Annotated in this window: 13 protein-coding genes; 5 read left to right on the plus strand and 8 right to left on the minus strand. The window is 67.1% G+C overall.

All coding sequences use genetic code 11. The annotated features are described in order from the left end of the window. Window positions 1–6 precede the first annotated feature (6 nt). Entirely contained in the window at window positions 7–1,392 is a 1,386-nt protein-coding gene (locus tag ACT6QU_RS08835; RefSeq protein WP_444564045.1) for an MFS transporter, read from the plus strand. A 234-nt stretch (window positions 1,393–1,626) separates the two neighbouring features. On the opposite strand, the gene ACT6QU_RS08840 is transcribed toward ACT6QU_RS08835, so the two are convergent. From ACT6QU_RS08840 to ACT6QU_RS08855, 4 genes are all read right to left on the minus strand, one after another. Then, entirely contained in the window at window positions 1,627–2,985 is a 1,359-nt protein-coding gene (locus ACT6QU_RS08840) for a pilus assembly protein TadG-related protein (RefSeq protein ID WP_444564044.1), read from the minus strand. A gap of 204 nt (window positions 2,986–3,189) precedes the next feature. Then, window positions 3,190–3,618: a thermonuclease family protein gene (locus ACT6QU_RS08845; RefSeq protein ID WP_444564043.1), complete on the minus strand. Its 429-nt coding sequence runs from the start codon at window positions 3,616–3,618 to the stop codon at window positions 3,190–3,192. A 32-nt stretch (window positions 3,619–3,650) separates the two neighbouring features. After that, window positions 3,651–4,526 (minus strand): transglutaminase-like domain-containing protein, encoded by an 876-nt coding sequence (locus tag ACT6QU_RS08850; RefSeq protein ID WP_444564042.1) that lies wholly within the window; start codon window positions 4,524–4,526, stop codon window positions 3,651–3,653. A gap of 95 nt (window positions 4,527–4,621) precedes the next feature. After that, window positions 4,622–4,819, minus strand: a complete 198-nt coding sequence (locus tag ACT6QU_RS08855) for a DUF1674 domain-containing protein (RefSeq protein WP_444564142.1) — start codon at window positions 4,817–4,819, stop codon at window positions 4,622–4,624. A gap of 106 nt (window positions 4,820–4,925) precedes the next feature. Here ACT6QU_RS08855 and htpX point away from each other — a divergent pair, with 106 nt between their 5' ends. The 4 genes from htpX (at window position 4,926) to purH (ending at window position 10,846) form a co-directional block, all read left to right on the plus strand. After that, a complete protein-coding gene (htpX, locus tag ACT6QU_RS08860; protein ID WP_444564041.1) occupies window positions 4,926–5,846 on the plus strand; it encodes a zinc metalloprotease HtpX in 921 nt (306 codons plus the stop codon). Continuing rightward, on the plus strand, window positions 5,837–7,216 hold the full coding sequence (locus ACT6QU_RS08865; RefSeq protein ID WP_444564040.1) for an RsmB/NOP family class I SAM-dependent RNA methyltransferase: 1,380 nt from the start codon (window positions 5,837–5,839) through the stop codon (window positions 7,214–7,216). Before htpX ends, ACT6QU_RS08865 begins: the two co-directional genes overlap by 10 nt. Window positions 7,217–7,379: 163 nt before the next feature. Beyond that, window positions 7,380–9,083 (plus strand): heparinase II/III family protein, encoded by a 1,704-nt coding sequence (locus ACT6QU_RS08870; protein WP_444564141.1) that lies wholly within the window; start codon window positions 7,380–7,382, stop codon window positions 9,081–9,083. 146 nt (window positions 9,084–9,229) lie between these two features. Next, on the plus strand, window positions 9,230–10,846 hold the full coding sequence (gene purH / locus ACT6QU_RS08875; protein ID WP_444836598.1) for a bifunctional phosphoribosylaminoimidazolecarboxamide formyltransferase/IMP cyclohydrolase: 1,617 nt from the start codon (window positions 9,230–9,232) through the stop codon (window positions 10,844–10,846). A 21-nt stretch (window positions 10,847–10,867) separates the two neighbouring features. Here purH and ACT6QU_RS08880 read toward each other — a convergent pair whose 3' ends face one another. The 4 genes from ACT6QU_RS08880 to ACT6QU_RS08895 are packed head-to-tail and all read right to left on the minus strand — an operon-like array spanning window position 10,868 to window position 15,969. Continuing rightward, window positions 10,868–11,434, minus strand: a complete 567-nt coding sequence (locus ACT6QU_RS08880; protein WP_444565132.1) for an ActR/PrrA/RegA family redox response regulator transcription factor — start codon at window positions 11,432–11,434, stop codon at window positions 10,868–10,870. A gap of 24 nt (window positions 11,435–11,458) precedes the next feature. After that, window positions 11,459–12,814 carry an ActS/PrrB/RegB family redox-sensitive histidine kinase gene (locus ACT6QU_RS08885; RefSeq protein ID WP_444565182.1) on the minus strand — a complete coding sequence of 452 codons (1,356 nt, stop codon included), beginning with the start codon at window positions 12,812–12,814 and terminating at the stop codon, window positions 11,459–11,461. Between the two features lie 54 nt (window positions 12,815–12,868). Next, window positions 12,869–15,331 carry an ATP-dependent helicase HrpB gene (gene hrpB / locus ACT6QU_RS08890; RefSeq protein ID WP_444565133.1) on the minus strand — a complete coding sequence of 821 codons (2,463 nt, stop codon included), beginning with the start codon at window positions 15,329–15,331 and terminating at the stop codon, window positions 12,869–12,871. Then, on the minus strand, window positions 15,328–15,969 hold the full coding sequence (locus tag ACT6QU_RS08895) for an ATP-binding cassette domain-containing protein (protein ID WP_444565134.1): 642 nt from the start codon (window positions 15,967–15,969) through the stop codon (window positions 15,328–15,330). Before ACT6QU_RS08895 ends, hrpB begins: the two co-directional genes overlap by 4 nt. Window positions 15,970–15,973 lie beyond the last annotated feature (4 nt).

Genomic DNA, 15,973 nt, shown 5'->3' on the forward strand with positions numbered 1-15,973 from the left:
GGCGGAATGGACGGGACTATCGAGGCGCGGGCGCCGAAACGTGCTATCTGGGGCTGGATGTTCTTCGACTGGGCGCAGCAGCCCTTCCACACGCTGATCATCACCTTCGTCTTCGCACCCTATTTCGCCGCCGCCGTCGCGCCCGATGCGGCGCGGGGGCAGGAATTGTGGGGCTATGCGACGGGTATCGGCGGGCTGCTGATCGCCTTTTCTTCGCCCGTTCTCGGCGCGATCGCCGATGCGAGCGGGCCGCGCAAGCCGTGGATCGCGGTGTTTTCCGTCATCGGCATCGTCGGCTGCTGGATGCTGTGGTTCGCCGCGCCGGGCATGAGCGACCTGACGTGGATATTGATCATTATCGCGGTTGCGGTGTTCGGCATGGAATATGCCGCCGTCTTCAACAATGCGATGATGCCGACGCTGGTGCCGCGCTCCGAACTCGGCCGACTGTCCGGCTCGGCCTGGGGGCTCGGCTATGTCGGCGGGCTGATCTCGCTGATCATGGTGCTCGGCTTCATGTCGGCCTCGCCGGAAACAGGGCGAACGCTGATCGGGCTGGAACCGGTGCTCGGGCTCGACCCGGCGATGCGCGAGGGCGACCGGGCGGCGGGGCCTTTGACGGCGCTCTGGTATCTCGTCTTCATCATCCCGATGTTCCTCTTCACCCCCGACGTGACGCGCAAGCCGGCGATCAAGGGCGCGGTGCGCGACGGGCTGTCGAAACTGAAACAGACGTTGAAGCGCTTGCCGTCCGAGCGCAGCTATTTCTCGTTCCTCATCTCGTCGATGTTTTATCGCGATGGCCTCAACGCGCTTTACGCCTTCGGCGGCATCTATGCGGCCGGCGTGCTGGGACTTTCGATCATCCAGATCGGCATCTTCGGCATCCTCTCCAACATCACAGGCGCGATCGGCGCCTATGTCGGCGGGCGGATGGACCAGCGCTTCGGACCGAAGATCGTCGTGGCGTGGTCGGCGGTGATCCTCGCGCTTTGCTGCGCGCTCATCATCTCGACGACGCAGACGCAGGTGTTGTTCACGACCGTAGCCGAGGGCAGCGGGTTGCCGGTGCTGGTGTTCTATTTCGCCGGCTGCCTGATCGGGGCGGCAGGCGGGTCGATCCAGGCTGCCTCGCGCACGCTTCTCGTCGATCAGGTCGACACCGACCGGGTGACGGAAGCCTTCGGGCTCTATGCGCTGTCGGGCAAGGCGACGAGCTTCATCGGGCCGCTGTCGATCGCGCTGGTGACCGGCTGGGCGGCGTCGCAGGCCTTCGGCCTTTCGCCGGTGGACTCGCAGCGCGTCGGCGTGATGCCGATCATCGCGCTCTTCATCATCGGGCTGGCGCTCTTGCCCTTCGTGAAAAGCCGGCATCGGGAAGTCGCCGCGTAAGGGGCTTGCCATCGTGGGGCATGGATCCCACATTGGGATCGTGTTCAACGAACTGAAAGGAGGTGATCCGATGTCGAGTGTTATCGTTAGCCGTAGCGTGGCCCGAGCGGATTGCCCTTTCGGGAAGCAGCCTTCCTGACGGGGTTGATGCGCGGCCGGTCGTGATCCGGATGCCGCGCTGCGGATAAGAGACACGGAAGGGCCGGTCGGCGAGACCGGCCCTTTTTTTGTTGGCTATTTGGTGAGTGTCAGCGTTTCGATGTTGCTCGCGATGTCCTGAAACGCTGCGTCGAGTTCGACGCCGTTGGCCGTGTCGTAAAAGTGGCGGATTCGGCCGGTGTCCGGCGAGGCGCAGGCGGACATGGTTTCGCGGGCGTTCTGGTCCTGAAGCTGAAACCCGATGGTGAAGATTTCGATGCCTTGCGCGCGCATCTCTCGGCAGAGGATCTTGGCCTCATTGCGGGTCGTGGCCTTGCCGCGGCCATTGTAGATTTCGGAGGTCTGGCGCGCATCGAAATAGGAAAGGTTGAATTCGCCGTCCGTCATCAGGATCGCATATTTTTGCACGTCGTCCGACGGCTTCATGGGACGCGATTTAGCCGGCAGTACATTCGCCCAGCGCTCCGAAAGCATGTACCACGTCCATTGCACGCCGATATGGCCACCGGTGCCGCCGACGGCATTGAAGCCGTCGATCGCCGCATGGAGCGCCCTGGCGTCGTTCGTCAGGGGGACGACCGCCACCGAGGGGCACGTGCGTCTGGCGTCGTTGCCGTCATATCTCCGGATGAAGTCGTCGATGAGAAAATCCCGGTTCACCATGGAGACGTCAGGGCCGTCATCCAAGTAGCGGAAATCACCTTTGCGCTCGGTCGCGCAATTGTCCGGACGGGAGGCCGAAACCGCGCGGGGTGCGATGTTAGACGGCGCCTGCACGCGTTCCCCGGCGTTGCGCTCGACATAGACGCTGGACGCTGCGAGCGTGCCGGCGTTGACCGAATTGGCATAGGGCACGATGGAAATGCGCACGCGCTCCTGACCGGGCCGCTGGTTGCGCAAGAAGCTGTCGACCGCGTTCTTGGCAGCCGTCTTCAAATCCCTGATCTTGCTGCCCGCCATCGAGCCGGTGACGTCGAGCATCATCGCGACCTCGATCCGGCGGTCGGCGTAGAGCGCGGCGGTGGTGGCGGCGACGTCGCGGGTCTTTTCCGCGCCGAAGAGCGGGAAGGCGAGGTCGATATTGGCCTTGGCGGTCGCCGCCACGGTGCGGGCGGTGCGGTCGACGGTCAGCGTCTCCAGCGTGACCGCGCCGTCGCGGGCGAAAGCGCCGCCGCCATTGGCGATGAGGAACGCCTCGACCGAGGCGCGGGCGTCGGCCTCGGCGATCACGCCGGTCGTCAGGTCGCGGGCGGTGGAGGCGACGGCGGCGTCGAGCGCGTTCTGCAGCGCCGACTTGGTGTTCATGAGCTGTGCCGTGTTGACGCCGAAGCCGGCGCCGACCGCCAGCATGGACAGGGCCGCGCCCGTCAGGATCGCGAAGTTGCCGCGCCGGTCGGACATGAACCGCGTCAAGATGTTCGAAAACCGTGCCATCCGTCTCTCCTCGTCGGCCGCCGCGGCCGGTTGCGGAAGGAGGTGCAGGATCGACGCCAGAAAACGGAATTTCGGCGGGTGGCGAGGCTAAGGATCTGAAAGTATTATCGTTTACCCGAAGTTAGGGTTAGCATCCGGTTAATATTCGCGTGGGGATTTTGCGGGCGTCCCGCTCCGGCGTCGCCGCTGTCCCGTTTCGGGACGTCAGTTGCACCAGGAGGCGCGGGCTTTGCCGTCATAGGGGCGGACGAGGCCGACCTCGAGGAGGCGCTCGACGATCGCGTCGCCTTCCGGTGTCTCGATGTCGGCGACGACGCGGCCGAAGAACTTGTCGCCATCGACGTTGCGGACGTGGAAAGCGCCGGCGGCGAGCAGGTCGGCAAGAGTGTCGCGTGCGTCGAGCGCCGCCAGCTTTTCCGCATCGCAGCGCGAGCGCAGTTCGGGCGCGTCGATGCCGCGCAGGCGGACGGACACGCGCACCGTGTGGCCCGGCCAGACATGGACGTCGGCCTCGACCGTATCGCCGTCGATGACGCGCACCAGGCTCGCACGGACGGGACCGGCGATTTCGGCGGCGTGGGCCGGGAGGCGAAAAGCGCCAGAAACAAGATAGGAATAGAAGCCATACGGCATTTATTCCTATATTGGTCGATCTGGCAAGAGGTTCAGGCGGAAAGGCTGAGCGGGGCGTCGGCGGCGCGGGGCGCGCGGCGAAGTTCGGTGGCCATCGGCTCGGACTTCTGCTCGTAGGTCCATACCTCGAACTTCAACAATTGATGGGCGCCGAATGTGTGGACGATCGGCACGTCGGTGGCGTCGCGGCCGCGCGCGAGGACCACGCGCCCGGTGCGTGGCACGTTGTGGCGCGCGTCGAACGTGTACCAGCCGCCTTCGAGATAGACCTCGAACCAGGCGGAGAAGTCCATCGGGGCGAGATCGGCGGGCACATTGATGTCGCCGAGATAGCCGGTTGCGTAGCGAGCCGGGATGTTCATCGCGCGGCAGAGGGTCACGGCGAGATGGGCGAAGTCGCGGCACACGCCCACGCGCTCGTCATAGGCCTGGCCGGCGGTGCGGCTGGCGCGCGCATAGCCGTAGCTGAACGAGATGCGGTTGTGGACGAAATCGCAGATCGCCTGCACGCGCTGCCAGCCCGGCTTGACGTTGCCGAACAATTGCCAGGCGATCGGCGTCATCAGGTCGGTCTCGCAATAGCGGCTACCGAGAAGATAGATCAGTGCGTCGGCGGGCAGGTGGTCGACCGGGACTTCGCCGGCATCCTCGGCGATCACGTCCGCCTTGCCTGAATCCTCGACCACGGCATCGTAGCGCACGGTGAACTCGCCCTGGGGGGCGACGAGGCGGCGGCAGCGATTGCCGAACTGATCGACATAGGTGCGCATCGGCACCATCGGATGCGAGGTGACGCCGCTTTGCCAGCGGATGTCTGCCCGGCGATCGGGGTGGAGGTCGAGCGAGAGGATCATCGGGGTCGGCTGCGCGCAGGAAATCCCGATTTCGTAACCCAGACGGATCAGCATGGCACAACCTTTCGTGGTAGATGTCGTGTGCCTAACGCCGGCTCGTGCCCGCCTGTTCCTTCCGCGACGCTGCAATTCGTGAGGTCGTCGATAGATTAGAAATCGCTTGCGCGACCCTTCACTTCCCAGTCGCCGTAGCGGGCCGGATCGCGCCCGCCGCGGCCGCCTTTTTCGATCGGCAGATCGGCCTCGGCGGCATCATATTCGCGCCGGCGCGCTTCGGCCTCGGCCAGCGCGCGGCGGGCGGCTTCGGTGAGAATGCGAGGGGCAGGGGCGTCGGCGGGGTCAAACATGGGGTCTTCAAGGCTGCGATATTGAAACAAGGGCTTGATCTTCCCATCATATAAGCCGCATTCACGCGCTTTGCGACCGCCCGACGAACGAGGACAGGACAACGAGATGAACATCATGCGCACCGCCATGCTTCTGGCGTTCATGACCGCGCTCTTCATGGGCGTCGGCTACCTGATCGGCGGCTCGGGCGGCATGATGATCGCCTTCCTCGTCGCGGCGGCGATGAACCTCTTTTCCTACTGGAACTCCGACAAGATGGTGTTGCGGATGCACAATGCCGTCGAGGTCGACGAGCGTTCGGCGCCCGAATATTACGGCATGGTGCGCGAACTCGCGGCGCGGGCGCAGCTTCCGATGCCGAAGGTCTATCTGATCCGCGAGGACCAGCCGAACGCCTTCGCCACCGGCCGCAACCCGCAGAACGCTGCCGTCGCGGCGACGACGGGGCTGCTCGACCGGCTCTCCTATGACGAGGTGGCGGGCGTGATGGCGCACGAACTGGCGCATGTGCAGAACCGCGACACGCTGACCATGACGATCACGGCGACGATCGCCGGTGCGATCTCGATGCTGGCCAATTTCGCGTTCTTTTTTCGCGGCAACAACAACAATCCGCTCGGCTTCATCGGCGTGCTGGTCGCGATGATCGTCGCGCCGCTGGCGGCGATGATGGTGCAGATGGCGATCAGCCGCACGCGCGAATATGCGGCCGACCGGCGCGGCGCGGAGATCTGCGGCAGCCCGCAATCGCTCGCCTCGGCCTTGAACAAGATCGCGAGTTCCGCAGGCCGCCTGCGCAACGACAATGCCGAGCGCAACCCGGCGACGGCGCACATGTTCATCATCAATCCGCTCTCCGGCGAGAAGATGGACAATCTCTTTTCCACCCATCCCGACACGCAGAACCGCATCGCCGCGCTGATGAAGATGCAGGGCGAGTTCGCGCCGCAGGCCGCGGCTGCGACCTCAGCCAGCGGTCCGTGGGGCGGCAATTCGCCCTCCGGCCCGCGGGGTCCGTGGTCGTGAGCGCGGTGAAGGCCGCCCGCACGAAGCCGCAGCACACCGAAACCGATGACGACACGCCCGGCCTGACCGCCCGGCGTGTCGCCGCGCGCCTGCTTGGCGCAGTGATCGACACCAGGACCCCGCTCGATGGTTTGACGGACGGCGAGCACGGCCACCCCCAATATCGCGCGCTCGACTTGCGCGACAGGGGGCTGGTGCGCGCGATCCTGACGACGGCACTCAGGCACCGCATGGCGATCCAGGCGCTGATCGACGCGCGGCTCGACCGGAAGCTGCCAGGCAATGCGGCGGCGCTGAACCACATCCTCCATGTGGGCGCGGCGCAGTTGCTGTTCCTCGACATCCCCGACAGCGCTGCGGTGGACCTTGCCGTTACCCACGCCAAGGCCGATCCGCGAACGCGGCGCTTCGCCAATCTCGTCAACGCCATCCTGCGCGAGATCGGGCGACGCAAGGAGCGCGCGCTGCCGGCTGTGCTGGCGAAGACCATAGAGGCGCCGGACTGGTTCGCCGACCGATTGGAAGCCGCCTACGGCAAGGACCGGGCGCGGGCGATCCTCGACATGCACCGCCACGAGGCGGCGATCGACCTGACGGTGAAATCGAACCCGGAGGAATGGGCCGAGAAGCTGGGCGGATTCGTGCTGCCGACGGGCTCGGTGCGGCTGACCTCGATCGAGGGACCGGTTTCCGGGCTGCCCGGATTTGCCGACGGCGAATGGTGGGTGCAGGATGCGGCCGCCGCGCTGCCGGCGCGGCTGATGGGCGACATTGCGGGCCTGCGCGTCGCCGACATCTGCGCCGCGCCGGGCGGCAAGACGGCGCAGCTTGCGCAGGCGGGTGCCAGGGTCGTCGCGGTCGAGAAGGTGCCGAACCGGGCGAAGCGACTTGCCGGAAATCTGGAACGACAGAAGCTTGAGGCCGAGATCGTCGTCGCCGACCTTTTCGAGCATCGGCCGGACGAATTCTACGACGCCGTGCTGCTCGACGCGCCGTGCTCCTCGACCGGGACGATCCGTCGGCATCCGGATGTGCTGTGGACGAAGACGCCGGAGGACATTGCACGGCTCGCCGGGCTGCAGCGGCGGATGCTCGACCATGCTGCGACGTTGGTGAGACCGGGCGGAATGATCCTGTTCTGCAACTGCTCGCTCGACCCCGAAGAGGGCGAGGCGATGATCGCGACGGCGCTCAAGGAGAACGCAAAGCTGGAGCGGATGCCCTTCGCCGCCGGTGAGTTTCCGATCGTCGACGGGTTCCTCGATGTCGATGGCGCGGTGCGCACGACGCCCGCCGGGCTGCCCGATCAGGACCCCAAGCGCGCGGGGCTCGACGGATTCTATGCCGTACGGTTACGGGTCAAGGGATGAGGCGTTCCAATTTGAAACGCATTTGACCTTCGCACAAACACTTGAATCAGCTATGATTCCTTGATTGCGAGCATCGCAAGTCGCCCGGCAACCTGTATTTCCGCTGGGACGCATGCTCGGGGCTGCATCGCGGAGCGGCGATGAGGAGGTCGGGGTCTTGGCAATGGCGTTGAACTACGATCCCCAATTGTGGGGTTTCGTGGCGAGCGAGGCATGGCGCCGCGCGCGTCGACGCCTGCGTTCGGGCCCGCTCTATCGCTGGCGCTTTTCGGGCCGCACGCCGCAACGCATCCTGATCGCCCCCCCGGATCTGCGGCTCGCGGACGGCGCGCTGGCGCAGGAATTCTATCGCGGCCGCTTTCCGCTCGCAGGTGCCGTGGTTGCGACCGGCGGCACGTCGCCCTTTCGCGCCGAACGCGCGCCGGCCGCCTGGCTGGAGGCGCTGCACGCCTTTCGCTGGCTGCGCCACATGCGCGCCGCAGAGACCAACCTTGCCGCCGGCAATGCGCGCGCGCTCGTTTCCGACTGGATCGCGATCCATGGACGCCGGATCAACGGTCCGGCCTGGGCGCCGGCAACGGTCGCCAAAAGGCTGATCGCCTGGCTGCAGCACTCCTCGATCGTGCTTGCCGGCGCCGACATCCAGTTCTACCGGGCGTTCCTGAAATCGCTCGCGGTGCAGATGCGCTATCTGCGCGCTGTCGCCGGCGAGATGCCCGATGGCGAGGAACGGTTGCGCGCGCGGATCGCGATCGCGTTCGCGACGCTCTCGCTGCCCTCGTCGCCGGCACGGCTTCATGCGGCCTCGAAGGCGCTGGCGCTGGAACTCGACCGGCAGATATTGCCCGACGGCGTTCATATCTCGCGCAATCCCGGGGCCGTGCTGGAGTTGTTGGCCGACCTGCTGCCGCTGCGCCAGACCTATTTCAACCAGGCCGAAGCGCCGCCGGAAGCGCTGATCAACGCCATCGAGCGAATGCTGCCGGCGCTGCGGTTCTTCCGCCATCAGGACGGGGTTCTGGCGCGCTTCAACGGCATGGGCGCGACGAGCCATGACCGCGTGGCGGCGATCCTCCACCATGACGACACCGGTGGCGCGCCGATCCTGCACGCCTCGCATGGCGGCTACGACCGGCTGGTGATGGGCGGCACGACGATCATCGCCGATACCGGCGCCCCGCCGCCGCCAGATGTCAGCCACGAGGCGCAGGCGGGGTGTCTCTCCTTCGAGATGTCGTCGGGACGGCACCATTTCATCGTCAATTGCGGCGTCGACAGTTTCGGCGCCGAGGATTTCCGGCTGCTCTCGCGCTCGACGGCGGCGCATTCGACAGCGACGGTCAATGAGACCTCGTCGGCGCGCTTCAACCTGCCGAACCGGCTGCGCGCCATGGTCGGCTCGCCGCTGATCGGCCCGATCCGCAAGGTGCGCGCGAAACGCTTCGACAGTCCCGGCATCCACGGCGTCTCGGCGAGCCATGATGGTTACGTCCAGCGCTTCGGTATCGTGCACGAGCGCGAGCTGATGCTGGCGGCAGGCGGCGACGTTTTCGAGGGCACCGACCGGTTCTTCACCGACCGCAACGGCGTCGCGCGGCCGGGGCCGGGCATGACGGTTCAGATCCGGTTTCATCTCCATCCCGATATCGGCGTCTTCCGCAACGAGCGGGGGCAACTCGTTCTCAAGGGGAACGAGACGGATATCTGGACGGTGGACGTCGAGGGCGTCGCGCCGGTGGTCGAGGAATCGATGTTCTTCGCCTCGATCGGCGGGCCAAGGCGCACGCGGCAGTTGGTGGTGGAGATCGACCCGTCGGTGCTGCCGGAGGTGGCGTGGCGGTTTACGCGGGTGGAGAAGGCGACATAGCGCTGTTGCGGTCTTCGCGAAAGATTGCGCTCTAGGGCGCCCCCCTCTGGCCTGCCGGAGCGCAATCCTCTCCCACGTTCCAGTTGATTCACCGCCGATGTGTGATAGGCGGAGCGCACCTCCTGTTTGCCCAAAGGACATCCGCCATGGCCGTCGCGTCGAAGAACATTCCCGCACCCGACCGCGTGCGCGTTTCGCGCGCGCTGCTTTCCGTCTCCGACAAGACCGGCCTGGTCGATCTGGCGCGTGAACTCGTCGCGCTCGGGGTCGAACTCGTTTCGACGGGCGGCACGGCGAAGGCGATCGCGGAGGCGGGGTTGAAGGTGAAGGACGTCTCCGACCTGACCGGTTTTCCCGAGATCATGGATGGGCGGGTGAAGACGCTGCATCCATCCGTCCATGGCGGGCTGCTCGCCATTCGCGACGACGCCGAGCACAGGGCCGCCATGGAGGCCCACGGGATCGGGCCGATCGACCTTGCAATCATCAATCTCTACCCCTTCGAGGAAGTGCGGCGCGCGGGCGGGGACTATGCGGCGACGGTAGAGAATATCGACATTGGCGGGCCGGCGATGTTGCGCGCCTCGGCCAAGAACCATGCCTATGTCACGATCGTCACCGACCCCGCCGATTACGGCCGGCTGGTCGAGACGCTGAAGGAGAATGGCGGCGAGACGGGCTATCGCTTCCGGCAGGAACTCGCCGCCAAGGCCTATGCCCGCACGGCGTCCTATGACGCGGCGATTTCGGGTTGGTTCGCGGAGGCGCTGGAAATCGAGGCGCCGGCGTCGAGGGCGTTCGGCGGCAGGCTGGAAAGCGTGATGCGCTATGGCGAGAACCCGCACCAGAAGGCGGCGTTCTACGTAGACGGCGACGCGCGGCCGGGCGTCGCGACGGCGCGGCAGCTTCAGGGCAAGCAGCTTTCCTACAACAACATCAACGATACCGATGCGGCGTTCGAACTGGTCGGCGAGTTCGCGCCGCAAGCGGGTGCGGCGGTCGCGATCATCAAGCACGCCAATCCGTGCGGCGTCGGCACCGGCGGGACGCTGAAGGACGCCTATCTGAAGGCGGTCGAATGCGACCCGGTGTCGGCCTTTGGCGGCATCGTGGCGCTCAACGGGCTGCTTGACGCAGAGGCGGCGGAGGAGATCGTCAAGACGTTCACCGAAGTCATCATCGCGCCGGAGGCTTCGCAAGACGCCATCGCGCTGGTGGCGGCGAAGAAGAATTTGCGCCTGCTTGTGACGGGCGGACTGCCCGACCCGCACGCGGCGGGCCTGGCGTTCAAGTCCGTCGCGGGCGGCATGCTGGTGCAAAGCAGAGACAACGGCGTCGTCGACGATCTCAACCTGAAGGTGGTGACAAAGCGCGCGCCGTCAGATGCTGAGATGGCCGATCTGCGCTTCGCGTTCCGGGTCGCCAAGCATGTGAAGTCGAATGCGATCGTCTATGCGCGCGATGGCGCGACGGTCGGCATCGGCGCCGGGCAGATGAGCCGGGTGGATTCCTCGCGCATCGCGGTGCGCAAGGCGTTGGATGCGGCCGAGGCGGCGGGCTGGGCCGAGCCGAAGACCAAGGGGTCGGTCGTCGCGTCGGACGCGTTCTTCCCCTTCGCCGACGGGCTGATCGCCGCGATCGAGGCGGGGGCGACGGCGGTGATCCAGCCGGGCGGCTCGATGCGCGACGACGAGGTGATCGCGGCGGCGGACGCGCACGGAATCGCGATGGTGTTCACCGGGATGCGTCACTTCCGCCATTAGGAGGCGGATGCCGGGCGCGCCCTATCGCGGGGCGCGCTTGGCGAGGATGCGCTGCAGGGTGCGGCGGTGCATGTTGAGCCGGCGGGCGGTTTCGGAGACGTTGCGGTCGCACATTTCGTAGACGCGCTGGATGTGCTCCCAGCGAACGCGGTCGGCGGACATCGGGTTTTCCGGCGGCGCGGCCTTCTCGCCCGTCTGGCGGGTCAGCGCGGCGTAGACGTCGTCAGCGTCGGCGGGCTTGGAGAGGTAGTCGACCGCGCCGAGCTTCACCGCGTTGACGGCGGTGGCGATGTTGCCGTAGCCGGTCAGGATGACGGTGCGGCAATCGTCGCGCTTGTCGCGGATCGCGGAGACGACGTCGAGCCCGTTTCCGTCGCCGAGCCGCATGTCGACCACCGCATAGGCGGGCGGCGCAGCGCGGACCTTGCCCACCGCTTCCTCGACGCTTTCGGCCGTATCAACCGTGAAGCCGCGGCTTTCCATCGCGCGCGCGAGGCGCGTCAGGAATGGCTTGTCGTCGTCGACCAGAAGCAGGGTGGCGTCCGGCCCGAGGTCGGCATGGTCGATGGTGGCGTCTTCGTCGATCATTTTTCGAATGTCCCGTTTCCGCCTCTATTTAGGCAGAACCGCCGGATTTTCCAACGTTTCCGGCTCGTCAAAGGCCGATTTCGCCGCATTTGCGTCGAGAATCGCGCGCGGCCAGTTGACGCGGACGATCGCGCCCTGGCCGGGCGTCGCCGCATTGCCGAAGCGCACCGTGCCCCCCGAACGTTCAAGCAGCGTCTTGGCGATGAAGAGGCCGAGGCCGAGTCCACCGCCAGCCGAAACGGCCGAGGAACGCTTGGTCATGTAGGGTTCGCCGATCCGGTCGAGGATCTCGGCGGGAAAGCCCTCGCCATCGTCGAGGATTTCGAGAGAGACCGTCTGCATGTCCCAGCTCCAGGTGATCGAGACGGTTTCGCGGGCGAAGTCCACGGCGTTTTCGACGAGATTGCCGAGGCCGTAGATGACGCCCGGATTGCGCCGGCCGATCGGTTCCGGGCCCTTGCAGTCCACCGGCTTGAGCTGGATGGCGATGCCGAAATCGCGGTGCGGGGCGATCACTTCCTCGATCAGCGAGGTGAATGGCAGTCGCGCCATGTGTGCCTCGCCCTGCGATGAGAGGCTGGTGAGCTGCTTCAGGATCGCGCGGCAGCGTTCGCTTTGGGAGCGCAGGAGCGTGACGTCCTCGCCATAGCGCGGATCGTTGCCGAGCGCCCGCTCCATCTCCTTGGCGACGAGCGCGATGGTGGCGAGCGGTGTGCCGAGTTCATGCGCGGCGGCGGCGGCGAGCCCGTCGAGCGCGGAGAGGTGCTGCTCGCGCTGGAGGACGAGTTCGGTCGCGGCGAGCGCGGTGGCAAGCAGCCGTGCTTCCTCCGCGACGCGGAAGGCGTAGAAGGCGGTGAAGGCGAGGCAGGAGACGATCGCCATCCATATGCCGGCCACATAGATGATCGGCATCGTCAGTTCGGTGCCCGGAAACCACGGCAGTGGATGGTGGAAGAAGGCAAGGCCCGTCGCCATGGCGATGACCAGCGCGCCCAGCATCGCCGTCCAGCGCAAGGGCAGCGAGGTCGCGGAGATGATGACCGGCGCGGTCATCAGGAGCGCGAAGGGGTTGGTGAGCCCGCCGGTCATGTAGAGCAGCCCGCCGAGCTGCAACGCGTCGAAGGTGAGGATCGCGAGTGCTGCGAGCGGCGGCAGGCGGTGCGTGGCGGGATAGCGGAATGCGAGCAGCAGGTTCAGCCACGCCGAGCAGCCGATCAGCGCGAAGCAGAGCGAGACCTGGACGGGGAACTGCAGCCAGAAGGCGACGACCAGCACGGCCGCGCTCTGGCCGACGACGGCAAGCCAGCGCAGCCGGATCAGCGTGTTGAGGCGGATGTGATGGAGGTGCCGGGGGTCCGGCGCGCGCAATTCTTCGACCATGATCGTGTTATGCGGCGTGCGCGGGAAAACGCCAAGGGCGCTCATGTCGCATGGCTACGTGCCGAGCGGCTTGGCGCGCGCGGTCGCCTGCGCCTCGAGCGGGTTTTCCGGCCAGACATGCTTCGGATAGCGCCCGCGCATGTCGGCGCGCACGTCGGCCCACGAGCCGCGCCAGAAGCCGGGCAGGTCGCGCGTCGTCTGGATGGGGCGATGGGCGGGGGACAGGAGCTCGAGCGTCATCGGCACGGTGCCGTTGGCGATCGACGGGTGGGCGTCGAGGCCGAAGAGTTCCTGAACGCGGATGGCGAGCACCGGCCAGTCGGCATCGTAGCGGATCGGCAGGCGGCTGCCGGAGGGCGCGTCGTAATGGGTCGGCGCGAGCGTTTCGAGCTTGCGATGGAGTTCGTAGGGAACGAGCGACATCAGGCCGTTGTGAAGGGCGGAGCCGGGAAGGCGGCCGAGGTTTGCCTCGCCGGTGAGGAAGGGGAGAAGCCAGTCGTCGAGGCGGGCGACGAGTGCAGCGTCGCCGACGTCCGGCCACGGATCGCCGAGGCCGCGATGGAGCCAGCCGAGCCGCGCGCGCAGCGTTTCGCTCGACCTGTCCCAGGGCAGGATGTCGATGCCGTGCTGGCGGACGGCGTCGAGGATCGCGCGGTCGGCATCCGGCCCCTTCGGCGCGGGCAATTGGCGCTCGGCGAGGATGATTGCGCTGAGGCGCTCGGTTTCGCGCACGCGCACCGAGCCCTTGGCAGGGTCGAACTGGGTTTCGCGCGTGGTCTCGATTCGGTCGGCGCAGAAGGTGCGGATGTCGTCCTCGGTGATGGCGACGGCGGAGGCGATGCGGGCGTTCTGGGCGCGGCCTTGAAGGTCTGCGACGACGAGGAATTGGGCGGATGCGAGGGAGTCTGTCGCATCGATGGTGCCACCGCGGCCGTTGGCGAGGACGAAATGGCCGTGTGCGCCGCGGGCCTTGGCGACGCGGTCGGGGTAGGCGAGGAGGAGGGTTGCGCCGGGGGAGAGCGCGGATGGTTCTTGAGGAGGGGTGCGGGGTGGGGGTTTCGACAAGGAACCGGCCAGCCGTTTCGCCAACTCCCGCGCCGCATCTGCGCGCTGGCCCTTTTCGCCGGCGAAGCGGCGCAGGCGGGTTTCGAGGTCGATGCCGGTGCCGCCGACGCCGCGTTCGGTCAGGAGGACGGCGAGACGCGCGGCGAGGTGGGGGTCTGCGGCTTCGGCGACCATGTGGGCGAGGCGGACCGGGAGCGCCAGCTTGCGCATGCGGTTGCCGGCGTCCGTCAGACGGCCTTGCGCATCGAGCGCGCCGAGGCTGATGAGGAGAGAGCGGGCTTCGGCGAGTGCGGCGGGGGGTGGCGGGTCGAGGAAGGCGAGGGTGGCGGGGCCGGTGATGCCGAAGGCGGCGGCGTCGAGGAGGAGGCCGGAGAGGTCGGCCTCGAGGATTTCGGGCGTCGAGAACGGGGCGAGCGATGCTGTCTGTTCGGCGCGCCAGAGACGGATCGCGATCCCCGGCTCTGTGCGGCCGGCGCGGCCCGCGCGCTGGTCGGCGGAGGCGCGCGAGGCGCGTACGGTTTCGAGCCGCGTCAGGCCGGTCGCGGGCTCGAATTTCGGCACGCGGGAGAGGCCGGAATCGATGACGATGCGCACGCCGTCGATGGTGATCGAGGTCTCGGCGATGGAGGTGGCAAGGACGATCTTGCGACGGCCGGGCGCGGGCGGGCGGATCGCCTCGTCCTGCGCCTTGCCGATAAGGCCGCCATAAAGCGAGATGATTTCGCAATCGGCGGCGATGCGGCCTTCCAGGCGTTCGGCGGTGCGCTCGATCTCGCGCTGGCCGGGCAGGAAGGCGAGGATGCTGCCGGACTCATCGGCGAGCGCGGCGCGGATCGTGTCCGCCATCGCGTCCTCGATCCGGACGGTCGAGGGTCGGTCGCGATGGCGGATTTCGACGGGAAAGCTGCGGCCCTGGCTGGTGACGACCTTCGCGTGGCCGAGAAGCGAGGCGACGCGCGCGCCATCGATGGTGGCGGACATGACGAGGAGTTTCAGGTCCGGACGGAGCGCGCCGGCGACGTCGAGCGCGAGGGCGAGGCCGAAATCGCCATCGAGCGAGCGCTCGTGGAACTCGTCGAACAGGATCGCCGAGATGCCGGAAAGCTCGGGATCGTCGAGGATCATGCGGGCAAGAATGCCCTCGGTAACGACGAGGATGCGCGTCTTCGGACCGGACTTCGAATCCATGCGCATCGCGTAGCCGACCGTGCCGCCGACCTCCTCGCCAAGGAGGCTTGCCATGCGTCGCGCCGCGGCGCGGGCGGCGAGGCGGCGGGGTTCGAGGAGCAGGATACGGCCGGTGCCGGCAAGGCCCGCTTGCAGGAGGTGGAGCGGGACGAGCGTCGTCTTGCCGGCGCCGGGAGGGGCGACGAGAACGGCCTTGCCGGCTGTTGAAAGCGCAGCGGAGAGTTCGTCGAGGACGTCGCTGACGGGCAGGCGCGGCAGGCTCATGCGTCTTCGCCGATGGTGACGACCTGTCCGCCGGCCGCTTTTGCGTCGGCTTCGTCATGGGTGACGAGGATGACCGGCAGCATCGCCGCCCGCGCCTTTGCGAAGACGAGTTCGCGGATCTGGGCGCGCAGGCCGGCGTCGAGCTTCGAGAAGGGCTCGTCGAGAAGCATCATGCGCGGATGCGAGACGAGCGTGCGGGCAAGCGCGACGCGCGCCTTCTGCCCGCCCGACAAGGTGGCGGGGTCGCGCGCGCCGAAATCGGCGAGGTCGACGTCGGCCAGGGCCATTTGCGCATGCTCGAGACGCGCCGCACGTCCCTTTATGTTTGCCGGCAAAGCGAAGGCGACGTTTCCGGCGACCGACATGTGCGGGAACAACAGCGGGTCCTGGAAGAGGAGGCCGGCATGCCGGTCCTCGGCGGGGAGGTTCGTGATCTCCGTCTCGTCCGAGAAGACGCGGCCGGATGCCGAAAACTCTGGCCCGAGGAAGCCGCCGATATAGGCGAGCAGCGTGGACTTGCCCGAGCCGGAAGGGCCCATGACCGTCAGCGTCTCGCCGGGCGCGACGCGCGCGGAAATCGCCAGCAGGGGACGCTGGCCCAGCGCGATCGTGATGGCGTCGAGCGTCAGCCCGTTCATGGAT

Source organism: Aliihoeflea sp. (genome assembly GCF_052435475.1).
Lineage (GTDB): Bacteria > Pseudomonadota > Alphaproteobacteria > Rhizobiales > Rhizobiaceae > Aliihoeflea.